At 38.1% G+C, this 24,016-nt stretch carries 17 protein-coding genes, 12 pseudogenes and 1 other annotated feature; of the genes and pseudogenes, 15 read left to right on the forward strand and 14 right to left on the reverse strand.

Annotated features, from left to right (window positions below):
- Window positions 1-89 precede the first annotated feature (89 nt).
- The 3 genes from AC4CVD_RS17970 to AC4CVD_RS17980 all read left to right on the forward strand — a co-directional run bounded on the left by AC4CVD_RS17970 (window position 90) and on the right by AC4CVD_RS17980 (window position 2,113).
- The gene (locus tag AC4CVD_RS17970) at window positions 90-806 is read left to right on the forward strand and encodes an alkaline phosphatase (protein WP_490753601.1); all 717 of its coding nucleotides are present in this window, start codon (window positions 90-92) and stop codon (window positions 804-806) included.
- Window positions 807-865: 59 nt separating this feature from the next.
- Window positions 866-1,009, forward strand: coding sequence for an alkaline phosphatase (locus tag AC4CVD_RS17975; protein ID WP_265735892.1), 144 nt, complete (start codon window positions 866-868; stop codon window positions 1,007-1,009).
- 153 nt (window positions 1,010-1,162) lie between these two features.
- Window positions 1,163-2,113, forward strand: coding sequence for an IS481 family transposase (locus tag AC4CVD_RS17980; protein WP_031952559.1), 951 nt, complete (start codon window positions 1,163-1,165; stop codon window positions 2,111-2,113).
- Between the two features lie 66 nt (window positions 2,114-2,179).
- Here the strand turns inward: AC4CVD_RS17980 and AC4CVD_RS17985 are convergent.
- Window positions 2,180-2,305, reverse strand: a pseudogene (locus tag AC4CVD_RS17985) (IS5/IS1182 family transposase); the annotation flags it as partial.
- 57 nt (window positions 2,306-2,362) lie between these two features.
- Between AC4CVD_RS17985 and AC4CVD_RS17990 the strand changes: the two are divergent.
- Window positions 2,363-3,064 (forward strand): IS1 family transposase, encoded by a 702-nt coding sequence (locus AC4CVD_RS17990; protein WP_490753603.1) that lies wholly within the window; start codon window positions 2,363-2,365, stop codon window positions 3,062-3,064.
- A 24-nt stretch (window positions 3,065-3,088) separates the two neighbouring features.
- Here AC4CVD_RS17990 and AC4CVD_RS17995 read toward each other — a convergent pair.
- The 3 pseudogenes from AC4CVD_RS17995 to AC4CVD_RS18005 form a co-directional block, all read right to left on the reverse strand.
- Window positions 3,089-3,631 (reverse strand): annotated as a pseudogene (locus tag AC4CVD_RS17995) (IS5 family transposase); the annotation flags it as partial.
- 1,006 nt (window positions 3,632-4,637) lie between these two features.
- Window positions 4,638-5,858: pseudogene (locus tag AC4CVD_RS18000) on the reverse strand (type II toxin-antitoxin system HipA family toxin).
- A 490-nt stretch (window positions 5,859-6,348) separates the two neighbouring features.
- A pseudogene (locus AC4CVD_RS18005) lies at window positions 6,349-6,601 on the reverse strand (hypothetical protein); the annotation flags it as partial.
- Between the two features lie 219 nt (window positions 6,602-6,820).
- On the opposite strand from AC4CVD_RS18005, the gene AC4CVD_RS18010 reads away from it, so the two are divergent.
- On the forward strand, window positions 6,821-6,922 hold the full coding sequence (locus AC4CVD_RS18010) for an AlpA family phage regulatory protein (protein ID WP_419350460.1): 102 nt from the start codon (window positions 6,821-6,823) through the stop codon (window positions 6,920-6,922).
- Between the two features lie 27 nt (window positions 6,923-6,949).
- On the opposite strand, the pseudogene AC4CVD_RS18015 reads toward AC4CVD_RS18010, so the two are convergent.
- Window positions 6,950-7,546 (reverse strand): annotated as a pseudogene (locus AC4CVD_RS18015) (putative adenosine monophosphate-protein transferase Fic).
- Between the two features lie 122 nt (window positions 7,547-7,668).
- On the opposite strand from AC4CVD_RS18015, the gene AC4CVD_RS18020 reads away from it, so the two are divergent.
- Window positions 7,669-8,888 (forward strand): IS3 family transposase gene (locus AC4CVD_RS18020; RefSeq protein ID WP_490753604.1). Its coding sequence is split into 2 segments (ribosomal slippage): window positions 7,669-7,945 and window positions 7,945-8,888, totalling 1,221 coding nucleotides; the frame shifts between segments, so codons are not numbered across the junction.
- Window positions 7,944-8,060 (forward strand) — a sequence feature (AL1L pseudoknot). Its footprint overlaps the gene before it by 117 nt.
- Window position 8,889: 1 nt before the next feature.
- Here AC4CVD_RS18020 and AC4CVD_RS18025 read toward each other — a convergent pair.
- Window positions 8,890-9,048: a YhfG family protein gene (locus AC4CVD_RS18025; RefSeq protein WP_490753605.1), complete on the reverse strand. Its 159-nt coding sequence runs from the start codon at window positions 9,046-9,048 to the stop codon at window positions 8,890-8,892.
- A gap of 277 nt (window positions 9,049-9,325) precedes the next feature.
- Here AC4CVD_RS18025 and AC4CVD_RS18030 point away from each other — a divergent pair, with 277 nt between their 5' ends.
- Genes AC4CVD_RS18030 through AC4CVD_RS18040 form a run of 3 tightly spaced genes read left to right on the forward strand, consistent with a single transcriptional unit; the run spans window position 9,326 to window position 15,389 of the window.
- Entirely contained in the window at window positions 9,326-9,790 is a 465-nt protein-coding gene (locus tag AC4CVD_RS18030; RefSeq protein WP_101495490.1) for a hypothetical protein, read from the forward strand.
- 12 nt (window positions 9,791-9,802) lie between these two features.
- Window positions 9,803-12,184, forward strand: coding sequence for a hypothetical protein (locus AC4CVD_RS18035; RefSeq protein WP_110975732.1), 2,382 nt, complete (start codon window positions 9,803-9,805; stop codon window positions 12,182-12,184).
- A 4-nt stretch (window positions 12,185-12,188) separates the two neighbouring features.
- Entirely contained in the window at window positions 12,189-15,389 is a 3,201-nt protein-coding gene (locus AC4CVD_RS18040; RefSeq protein ID WP_490753607.1) for a tyrosine-type recombinase/integrase, read from the forward strand.
- A 237-nt stretch (window positions 15,390-15,626) separates the two neighbouring features.
- Here AC4CVD_RS18040 and AC4CVD_RS18045 read toward each other — a convergent pair whose 3' ends face one another.
- The 5 genes and pseudogenes from AC4CVD_RS18045 to AC4CVD_RS18065 form a co-directional block, all read right to left on the reverse strand.
- Window positions 15,627-15,845 carry a hypothetical protein gene (locus tag AC4CVD_RS18045; protein ID WP_000550046.1) on the reverse strand — a complete coding sequence of 73 codons (219 nt, stop codon included), beginning with the start codon at window positions 15,843-15,845 and terminating at the stop codon, window positions 15,627-15,629.
- Between the two features lie 4 nt (window positions 15,846-15,849).
- Window positions 15,850-17,144: pseudogene (locus AC4CVD_RS18050) on the reverse strand (Y-family DNA polymerase).
- Between the two features lie 14 nt (window positions 17,145-17,158).
- Window positions 17,159-17,785, reverse strand: a complete 627-nt coding sequence (locus AC4CVD_RS18055; RefSeq protein WP_419326739.1) for a LexA family protein — start codon at window positions 17,783-17,785, stop codon at window positions 17,159-17,161.
- Between the two features lie 111 nt (window positions 17,786-17,896).
- The gene (locus tag AC4CVD_RS18060; RefSeq protein ID WP_262450852.1) at window positions 17,897-18,538 is read right to left on the reverse strand and encodes an SOS response-associated peptidase; all 642 of its coding nucleotides are present in this window, start codon (window positions 18,536-18,538) and stop codon (window positions 17,897-17,899) included.
- 183 nt (window positions 18,539-18,721) lie between these two features.
- Window positions 18,722-18,955: pseudogene (locus AC4CVD_RS18065) on the reverse strand (transposase); the annotation flags it as partial.
- A 1-nt stretch (window position 18,956) separates the two neighbouring features.
- Here AC4CVD_RS18065 and AC4CVD_RS18070 point away from each other — a divergent pair.
- The 5 genes and pseudogenes from AC4CVD_RS18070 to AC4CVD_RS18090 form a co-directional block, all read left to right on the forward strand.
- A pseudogene (locus tag AC4CVD_RS18070) lies at window positions 18,957-19,614 on the forward strand (DUF4011 domain-containing protein); the annotation flags it as partial.
- Window positions 19,615-19,902: 288 nt separating this feature from the next.
- Window positions 19,903-20,193, forward strand: coding sequence for a type II toxin-antitoxin system HigB family toxin (locus AC4CVD_RS18075; protein WP_078390477.1), 291 nt, complete (start codon window positions 19,903-19,905; stop codon window positions 20,191-20,193).
- A 1-nt stretch (window position 20,194) separates the two neighbouring features.
- Window positions 20,195-20,596 (forward strand): helix-turn-helix domain-containing protein, encoded by a 402-nt coding sequence (locus AC4CVD_RS18080; RefSeq protein ID WP_078390476.1) that lies wholly within the window; start codon window positions 20,195-20,197, stop codon window positions 20,594-20,596.
- Window positions 20,597-20,668: 72 nt separating this feature from the next.
- Window positions 20,669-20,821 (forward strand): annotated as a pseudogene (locus AC4CVD_RS18085) (IS3 family transposase); the annotation flags it as partial.
- Between the two features lie 109 nt (window positions 20,822-20,930).
- Window positions 20,931-21,961, forward strand: a pseudogene (locus tag AC4CVD_RS18090) (IS3-like element ISAba22 family transposase); the annotation flags it as partial.
- 21 nt (window positions 21,962-21,982) lie between these two features.
- Here AC4CVD_RS18090 and AC4CVD_RS18095 read toward each other — a convergent pair.
- Together AC4CVD_RS18095 and AC4CVD_RS18100 are read right to left on the reverse strand one after the other, a co-directional pair.
- A pseudogene (locus AC4CVD_RS18095) lies at window positions 21,983-22,375 on the reverse strand (transposase family protein); the annotation flags it as partial.
- A gap of 37 nt (window positions 22,376-22,412) precedes the next feature.
- The gene (locus AC4CVD_RS18100) at window positions 22,413-22,736 is read right to left on the reverse strand and encodes a helix-turn-helix domain-containing protein (RefSeq protein WP_326942925.1); all 324 of its coding nucleotides are present in this window, start codon (window positions 22,734-22,736) and stop codon (window positions 22,413-22,415) included.
- 302 nt (window positions 22,737-23,038) lie between these two features.
- Between AC4CVD_RS18100 and AC4CVD_RS18105 the strand changes: the two genes are divergently transcribed.
- On the forward strand, window positions 23,039-23,305 hold the full coding sequence (locus tag AC4CVD_RS18105; RefSeq protein ID WP_490753611.1) for a transposase: 267 nt from the start codon (window positions 23,039-23,041) through the stop codon (window positions 23,303-23,305).
- Between the two features lie 213 nt (window positions 23,306-23,518).
- Here AC4CVD_RS18105 and AC4CVD_RS18110 read toward each other — a convergent pair.
- Window positions 23,519-23,951, reverse strand: a pseudogene (locus tag AC4CVD_RS18110) (transposase); the annotation flags it as partial.
- Window positions 23,952-24,016 lie beyond the last annotated feature (65 nt).

Raw genomic sequence — 24,016 nt, forward strand, 5'->3', positions numbered from 1 at the left:
GTCAAAGTCCTACTTTAGTTCAATCAACTTCTACTTCAGTACAACCATCAAAACAGCCTTAACGTGTGGTTTTTTTCTTGGGAGATGGAATGGGTATCACGACACTAACAGCTGCACGAATTTATGCTGTTGGTGAAGATGGCCAACTGCCGATAGATCAACTGCCAGTGTCAGCATTTGTTCGTACTTTCTCAAAAGATGCACAGGTTAGAGATAGCGCACCATCGATGGGTGCCTATATGACAGGTGTAAAAATGAAAAATGAATTGATATCCATGGAGACTGGAACAATTGCAGTAGAACTAAATCAGGCCGGAAATCATCAATGTGGAAGCAATCCTCAGAATCAGAATAAGCAAGACACCCAAACTTTACTCGAATTGGCCAAAGCACGAGGTTGGGGTACCGGGGTAGTCACAACAACTCGCATTACGCATGCTACACCAGCATCGACTTATGTCCATATTTGTCATCGTGATGCTGAAAATGACATAGCATCCCCATTAGTACCAAGTTCGCAAGGTGATATTTATCAGTGTTATAACGTCAAATTAAAAGACGGGGTTGATGTGATTCTAGGCGGGGGTAAGCGTCAATTTCTGCAAAAAGATCAAGGGGGAGAACGGATAGACCAACGTAATTTGATCGCAGAAATGCAACAAGCAGGCTATCGAATGGTCTATGATCAAACTCAACTCTCCCCGATGAAGTTAGGAATGAACGAAAAATTATTGGGTTTGTTTAATACTAGCCATTTAAGTTATGACTTAAATCGAACCAAAAAAACTTGCCTGAAGCTAGCTTAAAGCAAATGACGTTGGCCGCTTTGGACATTCTAACCTAAAATAAAAATGGTTATTTCCTGATGGTTGAAGGTGGGCGTATATACCATGCTTTACATGACACTAATGCTAAGCGTGCATTACAGGATACGATTGCCCTAAATGAGGTTTTGGATGCAACCATTAAAAAACTTCAACAAAGTGACCCTGAATTAAAAATACCTTGATTGTGATAACTGCAGATCATGATCACACTCTAATTTTAAATGGCTATGCCAAGCGTACCGGAAAATATGTACAAGGTCAGGAAACCAGTGTACTAGGTGTTTAGTCCCAGATTTTAATGGTGCAATATTCTCAGATAAATGGAAGGAAGCACTATGGGACAAGTTCTACACAGCAGCGCCACAACGACACAGGCAGTGCGTCGAGCAATACAAAATAGTCAAGAGAGCTTAAGAACGCTAGCCAAGCGTTACGGCATCAATCAAAAGACCGTCGCAAAATGGAAGAAACGTACTTCAGTAGATGATCTTACAACCGGCCCAAAGAATCCTCGCTCAAGCGTGTTATCGCCTGAAGATGAGGCGGCAATTGTTGCTTTTCGAAAACGCACTTTGTTGCCGCTAGACGATTGCCTTTATGCATTGCAGCCGAGTATTCCTTATCTGACACGCTCGTCGTTACACCGCTGCTTACAGCGGCATGGTATTTCACGACTGCCTGAGGTACAAGGTGATCGCCCTGTCAGGAAGCGCTTCAAGAGCTACCCCATTGGTTACTTTCATATCGACATCGCTGAGATGCAAACAGCACAGGGTAAGCTTTATCTCTTCGTTGCCATTGATCGCACTTCCAAGTTTGCGTTCACTGAATTGCATACTAAAGCCAGTAAGATGGCAGCCGCGGAGTTCATGCGCAATCTGGTTAAGGCTGTGCCCTATAGAATCCATACGGTGCTAACAGATAACGGCATCCAGTTCACGAACCGCACCTGTGATCGCTACGCCTCTGAGCACATCTTTGATCGGGTTTGTACTGAATGTGGCATTGAACATCGTCTTACCAAGGTTAAGCATCCATGGACCAATGGACAGGTCGAGAGGATGAACCGAACGATTAAAGAAGCTACTGTCAAACGGTTCCATTACGACGATCACACTCAGCTATGCATTCACCTTGCTGATTTTATTGCTGCATACAACTTCGGCCGCAGACTCAAAACACTCAGGGGCCTGACTCCCTACGAATTCATCTGCAAACAGTGGACAGATGAACCTGAACTTTTTAAGATTGATCCGATCCATCAAATGCCGGGACTAAACAACTAGGTTTGGTTAAAAACGGCTTTGTTGCACAAATATTTAAAAAATAAAATCTCCCATACCTACTCATATTTAAGTGACAACTTGGGTATGAGGGCGACCTAATTCTTTGAATTTATTTAAGACAGCTACGCGTGCATGAATCTCATTCACTTGACTATCAACATTCCTTGAGCAGAGTTTATCGACTAATAATTGGCGGTGTTTCAAAAAGTATGCTGAAAAAAACAATATGGCTTTTGATAAAATAGAGGTATGAAAATAACGCTACAAATCAAATGTCCTACCTGTCTAAGTAACAATATAAAGAGAAATGGCATCAAAGTAGATGGGAAACAAAACCATCAGTGCAAAGATTGCAAACGTCAGTTTATTGGTGATCATGCATTAAGCTATCAAGGGTGTAACTCAGGTATTACCGGCAAGATATTACATTTAATGGTCAGAGGAAGCGGTGTAAGAGATATTGCTGAAGTCGAGCGTATCAGCATTGGCAAGGTATTACGAACCTTAAGTAAATCGATCTATCAGATACAGCCTAAACAAAGCCACTACGAATGTCTTGAAGTCGATGAACTTTGGACTTTTGTAGGGAATAAGCAAAATAAACAATGGCTTATTTATGCCTACCATCGAGAATCTGGAGAAATTATTGCTTATGTTTGGGGTAAGCGGGATTTAGCAACGGTTCAACGTCTTAAAGCTAGACTTAAAAAGCTTGGGGTTCAATATGCTCGAATTGCGAGTGATCACTGGGATAGTTTTATCACAGCATTTCAATGTTGCAAGCAAGTGATCGGTAAGTTTTTTACCGTCGGTATTGAAGGTAACAATTGTAGAATTCGTCATCGAATTAGGCGTGGATTTAGGAGAAGTTGCAACTTTTCTAAAAAGCTCGAAAATCATTTTAAAGCCTTTGATTTGACTTTCTTTTACCTTAATAACGGATTTGTTTAACGCCAGCATACTTTTTGAAACACCACCTAATAATTTAATGCAATGCATCTTGGTTTCAACCAGACTTTGCCGATGATAGCCTGACCATTTTTTCCAGATTGTCCTGCCCAAACATTTAACCGTTCGAAGGAGTTCATTTCGCTCTCGTGAATGAGCTTTTATATCTTTCCAGGGCTTTGCATTTTTTCTAGGTGGAATCACTGCATAAGCTTGCCGATCTGCAATGACCTGACGGCATCGTTTTGTGTCATAAGCACCATCTGTATAGACAGAATCGATTTGTTCATCTAAAGGGATTTGAGCAAGTAAATCTTCCACTACCTGTGAATCACTGACATTATTTGCTGTAAGTTATACAGCACGTATTTGAAGGGTTTTAGCATCGCTACCAATATGAAGCTTACGCCATTGGCGGCTATATTCAGGTCCATGTTTCTTAAGCTTCCATTCACCTTCACCTAAAAACTTTAGGCCAGTAGAGTCTACGAGTAGACGGAGACCTCCACTACTTTTTTGATAGCCAATTGCAATATCGATATGCCTTTGTCTTCTGCACAGTGTGGAGTACGAATATCAGTGTGCCGCAGCAAGCGGCGTAAGAGATGAGGGTATGGCCCCTCGCTATCGGCTTGCAGGAGCAGGTAGCAAACCACCATAAGCGGCTTGGATCAAAAGTCCTGGTCGTGAGCGTTATGGAAAAGGCGTTGTAAAGGCGTCAGGTAAGAATTAGGAAGGCGAACACCAGTGAACTGCCGTTCAAGTGTCGAAAGTACTCAAATGACATCAAAACCGGGGATGGATGTTGCCCCGCGATCAGTTTGGCCGTTACCTGCTTACGGGCCATTCGGTGTCCGGCGTAGAGGCAGCGCGATCCTAATTCAGGCTTTTACGTTGAACTGCGGGAACCTTCGGTGGCGATGTCAAGCGAAAGGTACAAGCTCAAAAGGCAAGGCCGATAATAGCAATGCGTCACCAAGGGGCGGAGCAGCTCGTAGTAGTGTTGAAGTTACTGTAATAACACTAAATATAAAAAAAATGGAAGAATAATTCACTAAGTTATTGTTTTTAATTTGATGCTTGTTTTATATGGGGATGATAATAACTTCTGATTACTAGTTTTTACCTTAAATATACCGATTGAAAGATTCATTTAAAGGCTATGAATACATGAGTTTTACAGTTTGGCTAGGTCAGCATGAGTACTTTTCGCAAGATTTAAGATCGACCATGAACGTGATTAAGTTATAGAGGATTGATGAAATAGTTTTTATGAATTTCTGGCTTTTTGGGCTGATTTTATCAAATTCATGTCTATGCAAAATTGCGACATATTTCTCGTGTTGGTAGCTATCCAGAGTTTGGTCTGCATCTATCCATAGTGCAGCCCTTTTTTTGGTGACAGTTTTTTCTTAGTGATTTTCGATCTGGATGTAGTGATTTCACGTTTGCAGAACATATCTTGGTGGTGATCCATCTAATATTCGTGATTATAAAGCGAGCTAATTCACAGGTTCTACAGATTATGTAGCGACTAACTATAAGTTGATGGTTGGCGCTTAGTTTATATTTACGCTTAGGTTTCAGTTAAAAAAATCAATATTTTGTTGAATTCGTGATTGAATCATCTCTAGGGTAGATTCTCAAATTTGATGGGGATACAGGCGCTGCGCAATTTGACTAAATTGAAGTGCAATTTCACGCATGGCCAAGATGATCTCATCGACTTCTAGAGTAGTCAGATTCGCTTCTGAAGTACCGAGTTTATGTATGTCATTTTGGGAAATATTGAGCGCTTCTCCCATAATGTCCATTTGATGATAATCACCTGGACCTTCACAGAAGGTCACATCATAGGCTGGAGCCAATTTCCATTGATCATTTTTTGCCATGAGAAAAGAAAAGTTCTTGGTATGGTCATCCCGATTATTGAAAAGTACATTAAACACAGCACGTTTAAAGGCATGCAGTCTTTGTCGCACATCTTGCGTACACATCAAGGTTTCCCGAAGAAAACTGCGATAGTCTAGGCTACCTGGAACTTTATAGTCTGCTCCAGTATATGCAGCCAAACTCTGCATTGGAATCCGCATGCCATTTTGACGGTCGAATCGTTTAGAAGCAAAAGCCATTAAACCATTGGGCAAATTAAAAAATGGTTGTCTGGAGTCTCGATTGCACAAAGTCGCAAACAATCTGCATAGACGGCTTCAATGGCGCAGACTTCAGGGTGCTCGTGCTGAGCAGGAAACTTAATCAGCCAGGCTTCATGTTGATTAGAAGCTTGAGTCGAAAACTCTAAATTGACAGGATCTCGATAAACCAATGCTTTGGGTCTGGCACCTTGGGGGGAGTCCCCCATGACCAGCAAATGTTGTAAAAATTCGCTACCTTCTCCTTTGAGGACTTCTTGGACCTCCTGTGCCAATTGCGGCAGGGGGATATTTTCTGAAGTTTGTATCTCTGCGACACAGGGTTCAAAGGAGAGGGCACCGATTACATGGGTGCTAATATAAGTTAGGCATTCCAAAGGGCCGATTCGTGCTGGATTCAGTCCAATTTTTCGAAAATATCGATCCATCAACAACATGTCCTAACCATCTGGTAAAGCGTCATAGACTGGACCTGGGAGTCCCATTTGATGAGTAGGAAAACCCTGTCTGAATGGTAGACCTTTTAAAGGGAGTAAGTAAGAAGAGAGCTCAACACCTCGCTGTATTGCTTCTGGGCTATATTCAAAAGCAATGTTGGGTCTACCATTGTTAGCGGCAGTTGAACTAATCAGCGTTCCCCCCAGCCAAGTTTCACCCCAACCGTTGTAATAACACTAAATATAAAAAAAATGGAAGAATAATTTATTAAATTATTGTTTTTATGTGGCTGTTAGTGATGTTATGAATAATAATAAATTTTTTCTTAAGAAATTTTACCTAAAAAAATTGATCAGATAATTTTCTTTAAATGTCATGTATACATAAATTTGACAGTTTGAAGGGATCGGTATGTGCATTTTTCACAAGGTTAAAGATCGACCATAAATGTGATAAACGGCAGGGGATCATTGAAAAATGAATGGATTTAAAAACTACATGTATGCACGGAAAAAAGTATCGCTGCGGTTCTGCTGACAGGCTGTATTGAGCATTGAATGCAAATGATGTAGTAATTGTCTACATGCTATAAGACTAGCATGATGAAGAATGAAATGTAGTTGCCAATATCTAACTTGGATTGAAAAGCATAGCGTTGTTATTCGGAGAAGTGAGGTGAGCCATCCTTCTCTTATACTTAAAATGATACTTATTCAACTGATCTCGACTCATGGGCTGGTTCCAATTAGATGGGTAATAACTTCCATCCCCTATTTTTATTACCACATTTCTTGCATTTAATCCCTTCTTTGGAGATTTGATTCAGCATCACTGTTGTCGATTGAATCAAATCAATGACATAGTTCGTTGGTGCAGGAAAAGCAGAAGAGGCTGCTTTATTGCAAAAGAGAACATTTGGATCAAATGGATTGGATTACACAAAAGCCATGATACAGCCACAGAGCAATTCACCTGCATGTAATCTGTAACATCCATTCTGGTCATCAGACGAAGATTAATCTGAAATTTAAGCACTAAACGCCATAAATCTATGTATGGGCAGACTTTTTTGGACATATGTTGATAAACATGCGGCAAGTTACATTGCTTAAAAGTCTATCTAAGTTAACGATCTATTCAATTCTAGATAAGTAATCTGAATATTACGATCCTAAATTACCCGAAAAGTATTAAGATTTCTAAGAATCGTGTTTGTTGGTTTATTGGGGAAATTAACCAGTGGAATGAAGCAAAGATGATGGCTTATTAAGGATTGTGGGCCCCGACTACTTAAATTTTAGGTATTTTGAATAATGCATATTTCAAAAATCTGAATTAATGGATTTAAATTACCATAAAAACCTTCAACATTGGCTTGAATCCATTGTTGTTGAGAGCCAATGCGAGACCAATCAATACCATAACCAAAATGAGCAATCAGATGCTCAAAGAAAATCCGTTGTGTACGTCCATTGCCTTCACGGAATGGGTGTATGACATTAAGCTCACATTACAAGTCGGCAAGTTGAGGGATCAATTGTTGTGATGCTAAGCCTTGAAAGTACCTTTTTTCTTGAAATGGTTTAAGTAATTTATTGGTTTCAATTTCAATAAGGGAAAAATTACAAAAACGGGTGTCACCTTTGGAAATATCGATTTGTCTTAACTTTCCTGCCCAGTCGTATAAGTCGCCAAAGAGCTGCGCATGAATTGATTTTAAGTATTGTGAGTCGTAAGGTGGTTCAGCATATTCAATGAGGCTACTTGCTAATCCAGACAGTTCCAGTTCAGCTTGTTCTAAAATTTGTTCATCACGAATATTGAGTTTATTTTTTAGGATATTTGTGCCAGGGTAACAATACAGGCTGTCACCCATTTCCCCATATTTATCCATACATGCACCTGACTAAGATTCGGGTTGCGAATACTTCTTATATTTTTGCAAGATTTCAGCTTTACTCTGTTGTGAACCGTACCGGGTTTGTCGGAGAGTCAATATTCTGAGAGACTATCCCGATGACAAAATTAAAATATACCCCTGAAATCAGAGAAAGAGCGGTTCAATTATTGATTGAATCTGAAAAAGATTATCCTTCTACTTGGGCTGCAATCACAGCAATTGCGCCTAAGATTGGTTGTACTCCTGAAACACTTCGTGCCTGGCATCAAAAGCATTTAGATCAGCAAAATCCTATTAAAGTACAACAGATATCTGATCAAGAAAAAATGAAGCAAATGGAACGTGAAATTAAAGAATTAAAGCGTGCCAATGAAATTCTACGTAAAGCAGCCGCTTTTTTCGCCCAGGCGGAGCTCGACCGCCCACACAAATAATGGTGGATTTTATCCATAACAATAAGGCGTTATATGGTGTTGAGGCGATTTGTAGAATTTTACCGATCGCACCTTCAACCTATTACCGGACTCTAGATCTCTGTGAAAATCCAGAACATCGAGCAAAGCGAGATTTACATGACTTGCATCATGCTGAGGAGATTAAACGAATTTGGAAGGAAAGTTCAGGTCGATATGGTGTACGTAAAGTCTGGCAAAAACTGAAACGTGAAGGCTATATTATTGCGCGCTGTACAGTTGCTCGATTGATGCAAAAGCTAGGAATACAAGGTGTTTGGCGTGGTAAGAATAAACAGACCACCCGTAGCCGAGATGACCAAAAACGAGCAGATGATTTAGTGAAACGTAATTTTAGTGCTGATCGACCTGACCAATTATGGGTCAGTGACTTTACGTATATTCAAACCAATTCTGGCTGGGTCTACACCGCATTTATTATTGATGTGTTCTCACGAGCAATTGTTGGATGGAAAGTATCTACACGGATGAATACAGATATGGTGCTCGATGCATTGGAACAAGCATTGCATGATCGAGGCATGCCAAAGAATGTAATTCATCATTCAGATAGAGGTGTTCAATATCTTTCTATTCGCTATACCAATCGTTTAGAAGCTGCAAATTTACGAGCATCAGTCGGTACAACTGGTGATTCATACGATAATGCTTTGGCTGAAACGGTGAATGGCTTATACAAAACAGAGGTGATTGAATATTTAAAAGCAGATTGGCAAGGTTTAGCAGATGTACAACTTGCGACACTAAACTGGGTCGATTGGTTTAATAAAGAGCGTGTACACAGCGCACTGGGTTATGTATCGCCTTTTGAGTTTGAAGCAATGTACTATGATAAGATTAACCCGTTAGGTCAGGTGGCCTAACTTAAATAAAAAAGTCTCCGACAAACCCGGTACGGTTCAGTTGAGTTGTTTGAGTTGTTTGAGTTGTCGTTGTAATGCCTTCAAGCTTTAGGCTGGCTTGATAGTTTTGCGAACGTGTCGCTTGAATATATTTTCTTTTCTGTTCAGTGGTTCTGAGCATTTCTAAACTCCATTGATGCTACACGTGACGTAATAAGTGTAGCAGAGAATCTTTTTGATCAATGCTGCATACACAGCATATCGAAATGTAATACAACGGTATTATTTCATGTAATAACAGAAAACTAAAAAAAATTGGAAGAATTCTTAAAATTTAGACCGACCTAGATAAGTAAACCGTATGTATTTGTTGAGAATTGTAATTGTGAGAAAATTTAGTTGATAGATTAAATATATTTTCATATAAAAAGATATGCTCATTTTTTATATCGATAAAAATGTTAAAATTTGACTATTTAGTAAAAAATATTGAGATTTTTATAGGGCAATTTATCATGCCCTTTTGCTTTGACCGACCAGATGTTCTGCTTGAGATAGTAAAAATTAACTCAGAACTACTAAAAATCAAAAAGATTAAACAGAGTCAGAAAGTAGTAGTACAGGCAAAGTTCAAAGTAATCTACGTCAAAATTTGGCAAAAAATCTTGCTATTGATGCAAAGGGAGCCAGGATTACGTGTGCATTCTAATTATGTTGCAATCTTACAGCTGATACATAATCTTGATGATTTTATCGAAAAATCACAGCAACACTTGTGCTTTGACAGAAAAGCTCAGAAAGAGCTAGATGCTAAATTTTTTGCTAGATTTTTTAAGCTAACAAAAAGTTCAATCAAAGATCAACTTTTACCAAATTGTTCAGATCGTAATGAATTTAACCAATGCAATTTGATAAAAAATTAAGCGAAAGCGAATATGCCAAAGATTGAAACAGAAGAGCAATTCTTAGAATTAGCAGAAAAATTTAAACAAGATTATTGTCTATTACATGATGATGTTGTGAATAAACAATTTGTCGATCTATCAGATGATTTACGTGAAAAAGCCCACGCTCTATATAAAGAAGCGCAACAGATATATGGCTATATATCTAGCTCTAGACAATTAGGTAAATATTATTTTCTAGCTTCTTTAAGTTATTTTGCATGTCCAGATACTAGTAATACACAAGAGCTGTCATCGCAACGTTATTTGATTCTGCAAGCGAGTTTTTTAACATATCGGCAGTATCAAGAATTTGCAAAAATTGATAAAGCTGAGAATAAGCAAAAACATGTTTGTGACCTATTACGCTATGTCTCACGATATGTGCTGGATTCTAATAATGCTGAATTATTTCATGAATGTAGTAAGCTGCTAAATTGTTATGTCACGTACGAACGTAATTTGAAAAAAGAGGATCGTAATCAACTTTTTAATATTAAAGATTTCAAACAAGTACAAGTCATAGAGTATTTATCGGCTCTATTAATAATTTTTAAAAGACTAGATGATCGTCGTGTTGTTCATCGTCAGCGTAAGTCAAAAAAAAGCAAAGTTTTGAAATGGCCAACTAAAAATGAACTCAAAAAATTTCGTGAAATAAAATCAGGTAAGCATGAAGATATCGGACATAACGCAAAGATCAGTTTTTATGATGCCTCTCTTCACAAAGATGAAGATGGTGAAATTGAGTTATTGGACACTGAAATAGAATTATACTCTGAAGATGAAAAAACTAAAAATTTTAATCATTTAATTAGTGATTATGCTGCGTATTACACGCGGCATCGCCAACGCCGTCATGCGCCATTTATTACAAATCCACATTATTTGGCGCCAGATATACTGAAGCAAATTGTTTATGTGCTAAGAGATGAATTATCAGGACGACCGAGGAATGCGGCGATCGCTGCTGCCTGTTTACTGTCTTTATTGACGGGATTATCACCCGTTGCACTGATGGATTTTAATGACCTTATTCAGGAGGGTACGTTGATTCAAAATGGTTCAAGTAGACGTCGCGAATATTTACTCAAATTAAATCTTAATATTACAGAGCAGAAGATTAAGAGCTTAAATGATGAGCGATGGAATGAAATGATGACACATCAACTACATTTACCTTCTGCTTGGTTTGACTATATAGAACAAGCATCGAATCCACTAATTTCTTCAACACACATTAATACCAGACTTAAGAATTGGCTTGATAATCGGTTTGTAGGTTCGATTACTGTTGAAAAACTGCAGGCTCAATTATATTTTCATATATATTATGAAACATATAATGAATATCTAGCTCATGTAATTGCTGGGCGGGATAGTCAGCATCACATGCCTGGTATCTATTATGGAGGGCTACCGAAAGCTCAACTCAGCAGCACATATCTAGCCTTTGTAGAAACAGCACTTACACCACATTCCTCGCAATTTACTGAAGAACTCAAAATATTGCGACAACAATTCAAAGTGCAATCTGCATTATCTATAGGAAGGATAGGGAGCCAACTGGCACTTGAACCCAGTTTTGTGAAAGAGCAATTTGCTTTTTTACATAAACATTGCCAAGAAAATATTCAAAAAGATCAACATATCATTAATCAATTGAATGCATACGCGTGTTGGATGTGGCATGTTAGCTTGTTGAGTTTGGCAAGTCGGCCTAAAAAAAATCTGTTGGGGAATTTGGATGATTATTGTGTTGAGCTTAAGCTTTTATATGTAAACGATAAAAGAAATAGTAAAGCAAGAAAAGATGGTCGTTTTATCCCATTATCTGATTTTTTCATAAAAACACTGCAAAATTACACAGTCTTTTTAGAACAAATTATTGAAGCGTACGGTTCGTTTTTTAGACAAGTCTTTGCAAAGAAAATTACTGTAAATGATCTTTTTGGCAACGTCATTGGTAGTAAAGATATCTTGCCGATAACTGTCAAAGAGTGGCAGAGCAGAAAAATTAAGTTAATCCCTTTATCTCGAAATTGGGTAAATTTATATATGGAAGGAATCTTTCCAAAGAATATGTATTCGAATTGGTTACGTCATTTTGATATGAATTTTTTGATGTATACAGAAGAAAAAAAAGAAGAAAAAAAAGAAGAAAAAAAAGAAGAAAAAAAAGAAGAAAAAAAAGAAGAAAAAACTGCTTTAGCATTCCATTTAATACAGGCCCTTTATGGTCATGACCAACGTGACCGAGAGGCTTTTCATCCGCATTCTTCACTTATTCCGAATGTCTATGTACAGCAAGCCCGCCAGCAATTGCAAGATAATGTCAAATTTTTATCGATTAAACACTTAGAGCGAAAATAGTTGTATGCAAAAAATCAAAGAACTAATAAAACCGCAACTAGATGATCTATTTGTTGATATTCATAGATTGGTGAAAAAGTCGCTAGATAGACAGCCTTCTTCACCTGAAGTATTGACGAAAGACATGCAGCAAAAACTTGATCAGCAGATCGCTGAAAAATGGCATGACATTAAAGATAGTGTTGATTGTTTGAGTCAAAAGTTGAGCCGAGACGAACAATCAAAACTGATGCAATTTACTGAAGATGAATTTAATAAAAGAAGGAGGCAATTCAACCAGAATGTAGATAAAAAATCATACAGAATTAAGCTAAATCCACATACGAAACGGATAGTACTGCCTAGAAAAATTGAGAGTACAGAGTCACGATTAGAACAGGGGCATCTACATATTTTGGTAGTCAAGGAATTAAGGCAGTATTGGCAAGATTCATTTGAATATTGGGATGAACCGAAGTACTTATGGGGAAATTTATGCTTAAGTTTTATATATATTTCAGGCTGTGCAGATGAACAGCATTTGATTACTATTCAGAAACAATTGCAGGATGCCATTGAGCTTGGTAAAAATTTGAATTGTTTTCGGTTATACCATTCTGATTATCAAAAGATTACTAATCCATTGTTACTACATTATCGTGTTGAAAACTCTCAATATGGCAACGATGTAGAAAAGGGAAAGTTGTACCAATGGAAACATGTTTTTTTTAACCCATATGCGCAGTTCATTTTACAATATTTAAAAAAGTTGAAAGCCACTCAGAAAGAATTTCGTCTGCAACATTCAGTTGAAGATTGTATTTTAGAAAGCTTGAGTAAGATAGGCAGGAAAAAAAGTCTTGGGGATCTGCAATATCAAATTAAACGCCGTGGATTTCGTGCATTTAATGATGTGCAAATGGTACTCGAATTTAATCCAAACCTTAGCCTAGATATATTTTTGAGTAATGTGCTTCAGCAAGAGATTAATACTGTCGCTTTAAGGCCATCCGAATTTAGATTGCTGTGGAATAATGATTACAATCAAGTCACAGAACAAGAGAATCGCCCTATTCATTTTGAACAAGAGCAGTTACATCCGGAAGTTCCGACTGCACAAAGCAAATTACAAAAGATTCCGTATGAGTTAATGTTGTTTGATCAAAAGAAACGTAAAGGTCAAAAAGTTGAGCGTTTAGATAAAAAGAGGAATAAAGAAGAACGCACGCTACGTTTTTGGCAAGAAACCAGAAGGGTGTTAGAGGAGAAGATAGTTGATGCTAATACGGAGGAAAAGTCTTTAATTGATGCTCAACTACGCTTAATTGAATGGTTAATGCATTTAAAAAAACGAGGGCTTCAATTATCAACTATTGAAAGCTACTTAGGATCGTTTGGTAAAGAATTTATATTTGAGATTTGGCTCAATAAATTAGATTTAAAGCAACAATCCATTGATGATTATGAAGATTTATATCGACAGTTGTTGAAATATAGCAGTGAACGAGATGCACAAGCAACTCAACGTGAAGCTGTTAAAGGAAAAACCTCTCGTAAGATGCACCAAACAGCAGAATACCGTTTTGGTCGCCTAAAAGATTTTCATCAATTTTGTATAGAGAATTTTGATGCACCAGAGGTATTGGTGTTACAGAATTCAAGTTTTAAGCATTTACAAATTTGCAATGCACGCCTAGTAAGCCCTTTGTTATTTGGCAAGCTATTGGAAAAACTAGAACATTTAAGTCAAGAGCCAACGGCATCAGAGTGGGTCGATCATCTGAGTTGTTTAAAGCTGATGTATTTACTGAGTTATAGAACTGGACTCCGATTAAATGAAGTTCGTTGTCTTAAAATACAAGATATTATTTGCCCAGAGTTACTTTATAAAGAAAAAGAAAATACAGCTTTTAATAATATCACGCTTCATATTCAGAACAATTCATATCGCCGTCTGAAAACGCGAAGTGCGAATCGTCAAATACCATTGAAAATTGCATTGTCAGAACATGAGTTTTTAGTAGTACAACGTTACATACAACATCGTTATGAGCAATATTTGGTTAATCAGCAGGATGATCTACTTTTTAGTGTGAATCATCGTGTATTAACTGATCAATGTATCAGCAAAATTACAGTAGATTTGTTTAGTCAAATATTAGGTATGCATCATGGCTTTAGTTTTCATACATTACGCCACAGTGCTGCTAACTATCTAGCAATAACTTTGCTCGGTTCAAAAGAAATGATCAAGACCTACACAGATTTTCCTTGGGTAAAAGCAAAAAAGATGAGGGATTTATTGTTTGGTATGAAAGCACGTGCTCAAGAAGAGATTATTCAACATAAATGGCAGGTGCTCGCCTCTTGGATGGGGCATAGCAGTATTGAGCAAACGGCTTCAAATTACCTTCATGTTTTGGATTTATTAGCAGTCGATCGAATTTATAATTCGCCGTGTATCATTTCAAAAAAAGTATTAGAACAGTGTTTTAGTCCAGTGAAGTCAAGTACAGACTACATAAACCTAAATCGTTATACTCAGCAGCAGAAATGGTTTCATTCTTATCAGCAAACACAGCCAGTTACGATGGCTGGCCGACAAGAAAAGAAGTTTAGTATAGAGAAGAGTACTCTGACACCTTTTCAACGTTTGATAAGTTTTAGAGAAGGTCGTTTAAGCGAAGATACTCAAGCTCAAGAATGGATGCAACGATGTCAATGGATGAGCACTAAATGGATGGATCGCCAAAAATTTAATTTAAAAACGAATTATGTTTATAGTAAGAATTTAGAAGAGAGTTGGTTTGATGAACTTTACGAAAAGGCTAAAAAACTGACTCGTCAAGATGAAATAATTCCTCTCCTTGATTTTCATTATAAAGATGATAGGCAGCAAGATGCACTGAAAGAAAAGAACATGTTTAAGGCGCTTAAAATATTATTATTACTTGGAAAACTGCGTAAGAATTTTCTACATTTTCAATGCCGAATGAAAGGTGATGAGCAACAAATTGTTAATTTTATTACTGGTATAGAGCCAATGTTAGGAGATCATCTGTATTTAGAAAAACAAAACTACCCAGTTAATTTGGGTGCTCCTGAGCGAACCGTTAAATTTAGTTTTCAAAGAGTTGTCGGTTCTAACAAAAAAAATGTTACTCCGCTGGTTATATTTAATTTAATGTTAAAAATGATGCAAGAAGATGAACTCTGGATCAAATAGCCTAAGCATCTTAAAAAGGGGAAATTTAAAAGCTTTAGCATCACAGTTTCGTCACTGGATTTTAGACACTAGTGTAAATTGGTAAATCGCTGAGCTAAATTGTTGTAGTCCAAACTCGATATGACAGTTACCCATTTTATAGTGTGCCTGTCAGGTTAAATTTGAGCTAAATTATTCTCAGCCCAAATCCGCTTCCAATCAAATAATGATTCAAGTGGCGTGCCGCCTCTGCTCAATCTAATTCACAGTACCTAAAACAGGTATCAACTTCGGCCCAGCCATTCTCGCTTTGCTAATGATATCCACCAGCTCATAATAAGTCAGTTCAAACTTATCATCACTATCAAAAACATAAACCATGTTCTTGCCTTCATGTTCTTGCGGAGTAGGTGGTACAAATCGTTTCGGGATTAGGAGTTGAGTAATTTGTTCGTCAGTTAATTTAAATAAGTGCATGTTTTTATCCTACTCTAGGTAAGTCAGACCATTTTGTTAAATACGATGGTGATCTAAGGTTTTGATTCATGTGCCATGAGGCTTCTTGATTGTTGGCAATGCCTAGCGTAACGAGATTCTTCCCAAACCGTTCACTGATGGCTTCGATGGCATCTGAAAGCCTTTCTCGCTCTTGCTTATGTGAATAGTCCGTGAATAGATCGGGCACAAACTTGGATTGATCTGTAATTTCGAGCAGCACGATTCCCGCCTTTTTATACTTAAAGCCTTTCTTAAATATCTGATCGATGCCTTTCATCGCGGCCTTGGTGATGAGCAGTAGATCATCCGTATGCTCATGCATTTGAACGACGATGTAAGGCGAGTAGCGCTCTGTATTATCAAAGCGACTGGTTTGGATATACACGCCGATCATCTTGCAGATTGAGCCATCTTCCCGCATTCGTTTCACGGCTCTGGCCACATAAAGCCGAACCGAAGCTTTAATGTCATCCATTTCATACACTGGGTTGCCATATGAACGGCTGCTGATGATTTGCTTCTTCGCTACAGTATCATCACTAAGGTCAATACAAGAAAGGCCCTGTAGCTCAAGCACCGTCTTTTCCATCACGATACTAAACTGCTTTTTGATTTCTTTAGGATTGGCATTGATCAGATCCAGCACAGATTGAACACCCATAGTATTGAGCTTCTTACAGTTCTGTCTGCCTACGCCCCAAACCTCAGACACATCAACCTGCGCGAGTAGCGTTTCTGTAGAGCATGGGTCCATATGGGCCAGATTACAGACCCCATTGAAGAACTTGTTTTTCTTGGCGAGATGATTGGCAATCTTGGCTTCGGTTTTAGAGTGACCAATTCCAATACAGCAGGGTAGGCCTAACCAACGCCAAGCCTTAGCCCTCATGTCTTGAGCATATACAGTCAGGTCAAATAGATGCTCGTAAGCTGTGAGCTTCAGAAAGCATTCATCAATGGAATAGACCTTGTATCTCCTGGTGCAACATAGTCCCCAAGCAGCTCCATAAAGCGCTTGGACATTTCGCCATATAAGGAGAAATTACTTGATAGCACCTGAATGTCATGTTGCTTGATCAGATCCTGAATTTGAAATACAGGAATACCCATTTTAATCCCGAGGTCTTTCGCTTCTTGGCTTCTGGCCACCGCACAGCCATCATTGTTGCTGAGCACGATGGTCGGGCGATCATTCAAGGCAGGATTAAACACACGTTCACACGAGACGTAGCAATTATTCACGTCGACTAACGCGAATATTTCATTTTCACTTTTCATGGTTATTCTTCTTTTTATGAGCGGTGATAAATACGTTTTAAATTAAAAGTCACCACACCCCAGATTGAGATGGTCTGACTGTCATCAGGGATGATGTGATTGTAGTTAGGATTTTCAGCCTTCAACCAAAGTTCTGGAAGCGGATAATCTTCATCGCCAAATATCTCTTTGATTTCGGACTTTGACATCTTATTGGTGATCATCAGCCGCTTAATTGTCGAGGCATTGTTATCAATCAGGGCAATAACAATATCGTAATGCTTGGCTTCAATACTGCGATCAATAATGATTGGATCATTAATCTCTAGGCCAGCATCAAGCATGGATTCACTGTCTACATAAGCAATGAACGTAGAAATCGGGTTGTGAATCAGGAACTCATTCAGATCGAGCGCTTTGTCTTGCTCATCCTTGGTACTAAAGGCTGGACCTGCAGGGATGCGCTCTAGAGAGACGGGAATTGAGACTTTGGATTTGGGTAGAACTGCAGTAAGCCCTAACTGCGCAACCAGTTCATTTTGAACAGCGATTTGTTCAAGCACGGTATTGATGGTAGGGCTTGGCTTACCCTCTGGACCCATGAGCTCTTGTAAAGATGACCATGCGTCGTCAGAGAAGTAGATAGGCAACTTCTTAGACATGTGATACTCCTACGCTACGAGGCGTGTTTGGAAGTAGAATTTGTCTAAATAGGATATTACTAACAACGTTTGAAAATCAAATTTAAAAAGTTGTGGATAAACAAGGATGCGTCAGAATAAGACGTTTTGTTTCTGCTTATCGCGTGGAAAAGTGATGAATTCATCGGGCATTTGAAAAAAATATTCATGCGCGTGTTCATGATCTGCAGTCAGCCAGTCTTTTCTGTACTGCTGTGGAATAACGATGATGGAGCGTTTTTCATCCATCGGTGCATGGAATTGCTTCATGAAGGGGTGATGATCCGAATTGATGGTCAACATTGAAAAGGAACGTACCTTATTGCCATCAATCACCGCATCATCATAGATCCCTGCAACCGTGAAAGGCTGATCATCTTTACGCTTGATGGTGTACCAGTATGGCTTGCCATTGATGTATTTGGGTTCGTAGAACTCTTGCACAGGGACTAGGCAGAACTTGCTGTATTTCCATGAGTGTCGAAAGCTGGGCTTATCAGCTACAGACTCGGTACGTGCATTATAAGTGTGGCTGCTAAATTTCAATTCTTTCGCCCAACTCGGAAGTAATCCAAACTTTGCGATATCAAGTTCCAAATGTTCTGAGCCATTCAAGATGATTGGAGCGTGATAAGAAGGAAAGACATGATCCTTAAGCTCAAGATCGAACTGGCTAGTATCGACACCCAAAAGCATCAAATTTCTTTTACTTGGAAATAGGTAATTCGAGCACATGATTATCATACCTTTAAGTGTCACATTTCGAATTATTTGCCTTAAAATTCCATAACGGAATGTACCAATATTTGAATGATAGGTAAGAAAATACAATTAGACAGACTATAAGCAACAAATCAAGAGTCGTGAACTTTTGTCCTTCACGTACTAAAACTAATGAAAATGCACAAACAGGCGAATTCAAACATGAGGAGCGCCAGTTTCAAAAGCCTTATGATAATCAAAAATTTGAGCAAACTTCTCTAATGGTGTAAGCCAATCTAACTCTTTTCTAGGACGAGTATTCAGTGACATGGCAACTTGATTTAAATAATGCTGATCTGCCTGATTTAAATCAATCTCTTTAGGTAAATATTGCCTTATTAAACCATTCATATTTTCGCATGTGCCTTTCTGCCATGGTGAATGTGGGTCGACATTGAGTAAAGTAGGCATTGAGCATTTATTTGTTAAAAATTTAGAGAATGTGCAAGGGGTGAACGCGATATTATCGATTTCTCAATTACTTACGCAAAAGACCGTGATGGCCGCTTATCTATGAATTTTGGTACGCTTAACCGTCAAGGTGGTCAGCGCCGTCTAAATGTAGCAATTACTAGTGCTCGTCAAGGATTACATGTTGTCTCGGCCTTAATTCCAGAAGAAATTAATTTGGCACGCACCAATAGTGAGGGTGTAAGGGATCTAAAAGATTTCTTGGTTTTTGCTCGTAGTGGTCAGCTGCATTTAAATTATGCTGATCAAAGCAAACAGCAGACTAAAAAGAATTTGTAAAGTACTTACAAAATAGGCTTCAAGAAAAATATTGGAGCGTTGACCTCGGAATAGGTCAGGGCGATAGCTGTGTAGATCTTGCTATTAAAGATGACTTGCATGCAGATAGCTATATTGTAGGTATTCTAGTCGATGGTGAAAATTATGCAAAAGCAGCTACAGCAAGAGACTGTGATCAGCTCAGACCAACAGTATTAAATGGGTTAGGCTGGAAGGTATTATCAGTGTGGACAGTTGATTGGTGGCTGGATCCGGAGCATAACTTAACTAAATTGGTAAAAGCATTAGAAGAGATCTAAATAAATCAACAGGTTGCTTAAGTTGTCTGAAACCTTTGAGATGGAAAGCATGCTTTAAATCAAGTCATTGACTTGGGTTGCATGGTCCATGTGAGTCGTAAATTCTATGAACTGCATGTGACGGGGAAAAGTCAGATTAATGAACAGGAATTTTTAAGGTCATCAGATTAAGTGTATTCTGATAATGAATAAAGCGCCGTTTGGCGCTTTATTCATCCTAGCTCTTCAATATTGCAAAATGCGATAATTGGTTTATACTTGATTTATAGCAAAATGCGATAAAATATTATGCATGTGATCACCCACGCTCGAATTATAGAAGCAATTCACAAGTGGCCACAGGCTGAAACGGCATTAGATGGTTGGTATCGAATCATAAAGGCAAACGATCCGAAAGATTTTGCTGAGATGAAACAGCTCTTTCCAGCGGTCGATAAAGTTAGAAAGTTCCATGTATTCGATATTGGCGGGAACAAGATCCGACTTATTGCCGTCGTGATGTATCACGCAAAACGTGTGTATATTCGTCATGTCTTGTCCCATAAAGAATATGACCAAGGTCATTGGAAGGAAGGTTAGTATGAACGCGATGATTAAACAGGCCGTAGACCACTGGCACTACGTTGCACCATTGCTTAGCAAGCCAGAAAATGAAGACGACTTTCATACACTTGTTGAAGCTTTAGATGAACTTTTAGATACCGTTGGTGATGACGAGTCTCATCCTTTAATGGGGCTTATTCATCAGCTTGGTGATTTGGTTGCTGATTATGAAAATGAGCATCTTCCTATGGTTAAAGGGGATGGCCGTGCTGCTTTGGCTTTTCTAATGGAGCAACATGGTTTAGGTCAGTCTGACTTATCAGAGGTTGCAACCCAATCTGTGATTTCTGAGATTTTAAGTGGAAAACGCCAACTGAATATTCGTCATATTAAGGCATTGTCTGAGCGGTTTAATGTATCGGCAGATACGTTTTTCTAAAAGATAGGGCGCCGTGAGGCGCTGAACCGTACCGGGTTTGTCGGAGAGTCAATATTCTGAGAGACTATCCCGATGACAAAATTAAAATATACCCCTGAAATCAGAGAAAGAGCGGTTCAATTATTGATTGAATCCGAGAAAGATTATCCTTCTACTTGGGCTGCAATCACAGCAATAGCTCCTAAGATTGGCTGTACTCCTGAAACACTACGTGTTTGGTTGATGTGTGCTGAAAAAACAGGAGGTTTTAACTTGGTAAACTAAACACACTCATCAGGAGTTTACCATGAGCAAGAAACACAAGACTTAGACCACAGAATTTAAAGCTGAAGCTATCAAATTAATTGAAGCCAATCAAGGCAATGTCTCGGAAACAGCTAGACAACTTAGCATTTCAATGCAAACTCTTTCAAATTGGAATACCAAAGCAAAGGCTGGAACTTTAGCAGGTACAAAACAGTATTCACCTGATCTAAACGCTCTACTCGAAGAAAATAAAAAACTCAAACAACAGCTCAAAATAGCTGAAATGGAACGTGAATTTTTAAAAAAGGCAGCAGCGTACTTTGCCAAAGAAAGTCAGTAAGGTACGCCTATATGAAACAAAAAAGATATTCTTTTCCAATTACCTTAATGGCTCGATTACTTCATGTTTCAGTTTCATGTTTTTATGATTGGCTCAAGAGAGGCGTGAGCAAAAGAACGATTCAACGAAATCAACAGACGATATTGGTGAAAATAGCCCATGAGGAGACAAGGCAGAGCTATGGTTATATTCGATTAACCAAATACTTACAAGCTCAGGGTATAAAAATGAGTATGTACGCTGTACGTCAGATAAAAGCGCTGAACCACCTGTATTGTAAGCGACACAAGCGTTTTAAAAGGACTACGAATAGTGACCATAATCGAGCGATCTATGAAAACCTGCTGGAGCAACAATTCTCAATGACTAGACCAAATCAAGCATGGTCAAGTGATATTACGTACATATGGACTGTTGAAGGATGGCTGTACTTAGCAGCGGTAAAAGACCTTTACACGAAGCAAGTGGTTGGCTATAGCTTAAATGAGCGCATGACAACACAGCTTGTTTGTAATGCGCTAAATATGGCTATTCACAATCAAAAACCAACCAAAGAACTGATTGTGCATTCAGACAGAGGAAGTCAATATTGCAGCCATGAATATCGAAATATACTTGAGCAATATGGTTTTCAAGGTTCAATGAGCAAGCGCGGAGACTGTTACGATAATGCACCGATTGAAAGCTTTTGGGGAATACTGAAAAATGAGTTAGTGCATCATTACAACTATCAAACCAGAGAAGAAGCCAAAGCAGATATTATAAAATACATTAGACTTCCTTCATAAATCATTTTTCAATCAATTTAATTGTTTATATTTCACCCAATCTAAATTGTATATGCCAGCAAGTAAATTAAACCGCAGGTTTAATCGTTTACGACGATTTCTATATACACAAGATAAAATCTTAAAACATTTCATCCTTCCAAATACATGCTCTACTTGAATTCGTCTACGACCAATCTCTCTATTTAACTTTTTTAATTCAGAATCTAGTTTTTCAGTTTTCTTTGCTTTAGATGGCATGAGGCATCCAAAACCCAATTTCTTTATCCCTAAATACCCCTTATCAACGATAAAAAAGGGCTTAAATTTTAATTTCCTCATGCTTTTTTTAAATATTTTAAAATCATGCATGCTTCCATGACTTCCACATACACTCAGTATTTCACCTGTTGTATAGTGCATAGATAGCTGAAATTTAAAGGTATGTCGCTTTTTTTTACCGCTATACCATTTCTTCTGTTTTTTTTGGACGTTGAACTAATATTTCAGTTGCATCAATCACAACAACTTCCCAATCCACTTCATCTCGATTAGGAAGTTGTTTTGGCAAGTTAAATTTTCCAGAACCGATTAAGGTATCTTCAATAACACGTGTGATACGAATTGCACTCGTTTCAGATACACCGTAACTCATACCAAGATGGAAAAATGTTCGATATTCTCTCCAATATTCTATACATAAGAGCAAACGATCTTCCAACGGTAATTTATGCGGTCGTCCTTTACCAATATGACCAGGTAAATGCTTATTTAGCTCGGCCAACATGAGGTTAAATGTAGCCCAACTAACACCGGTAAGCCTACGAAACTTAACGTCTGATAATTTTTGAATATCTTTGAATTTCATCCAAGGATTATCCATTGAATTAAATAATTTTACTGATTAATTTAAGATCAAACAAATTGTACATTTTTTGATTTATGACGGAAGTCTATTGAGTTATTTTATAATCATCGAAGAATTCAAAAGGGTTTGGGTTTTAAGACACCAAATCAAATGGCCGAAGACTTTTATAAGTTGGCTGCCTAGAATCTCCCAAGGGAAAGTCTCCTGATAATTCAGCGTATATCAGTTATTCAAAACAGGGAACTCCTTGTTATGGAAAATATAATTGGCAATTAAAAAATCAAACCAATGCAATAGGAGCAATCCATGAGGGTAAGTTATTTGCAGTGGGTTTATTTGATTGCAAAGTAAATTCTGATGTATTTCATTTTTGGGTAGATAAGTTTTTATTACCAGAGTTACCCTCGAATAGTGTAATTGTCATGGACAATGCAGCCTTCCATAAACGACAAGATATAACACTAAATATAAAAAAAGTGGAAGAATAAATTTCTAAGTTATTGTTTTAGCTTGATGCTTGTTTTGTATGGAGATAAGAGTAACTTTTGATTACTAGTTTTTACCTTAAATATACCGATTGAACGATTCATTTAAATGCTATCAATACATGAGTTTTACAATTTGGCTAGGTCAGCATGAGTACTTTCCACAAGATGAACCGTACCCGGTTTGTCTGAGACTTTTTATTTAAGTTAGGCCACCTGAACTAATCGTTTATTCACACCTCGTTTTAGCCAATCATAAAAGCGTGAAACTGATACATGAAGTAATCGTGCTATCAAAATAATCGGAAATAAGTGTTTTGGGATTTCACATAGGCGTACCTTACTGACTTTATTTGGCAAAGTACGCTACTGCCTTTTTTAGAAATTCACGTTCCATTTCACCATTTCAGCGGATTTAAGCTGCTGTTTAAGTTGCTTATTTTCTTCGAGCAAAGCGTTTAGATCAGATGAATACTATTTAGTACCAGCTAAAGTCCCTGCCTTTGCCTTATTATTCTAATGCGAAAGGGTCTGCATGGAAATGCCGAGTTCTCTAGCTGTTTTTAGATACATTGCCTTGAATGGCTTCTATTGCTTTGATGGTTTCAGCTTTAAATTCTGCCGTATACGTCTTGTGTTTCTTGCTCATGGTAAACTCCTGATGAGTATGTATGGTTTACCAAGTTAAAACCTCCTGTTTTTTCAGCACACATC

Source organism: Acinetobacter sp. LipI_23, from assembly GCF_058243045.1.